The sequence below is a fragment of the Streptomyces megasporus genome, from assembly GCF_000718985.1.
In the GTDB taxonomy this organism is placed as follows: domain Bacteria; phylum Actinomycetota; class Actinomycetes; order Streptomycetales; family Streptomycetaceae; genus Streptomyces; species Streptomyces megasporus.
Genome location: NZ_JODL01000192.1, coordinates 1 through 201 on the forward strand (window position 1 = coordinate 1; position 201 = coordinate 201).

The window sequence follows — 201 nt, forward strand, 5'->3', positions numbered from 1 at the left end:
GTCGATGGTGATGCCCTGCTCGCGCTCGGCGCGCAGGCCGTCGGTGAGCAGGGCCAGGTCCGGGCCCTCGGCGCCGCGGCTGCGGGAGGCGTGCTCGACGGCCTCCAACTGGTCGGCCAGGACGGACTTGGAGTCGTGCAGCAGCCGCCCGACCAGGGTGGACTTGCCGTCGTCCACGCTGCCGGCGGTGGCGAACCGCAG

The 201-nt window shown here is 74.6% G+C and carries 1 protein-coding gene; it reads right to left on the reverse strand.

The genetic code is table 11. The features are described 5' to 3' along the window. Positions 1-201 (reverse strand): GTP-binding protein (locus IF47_RS28510; RefSeq protein ID WP_245641259.1); only part of this gene is annotated, 201 nt, incomplete at both ends.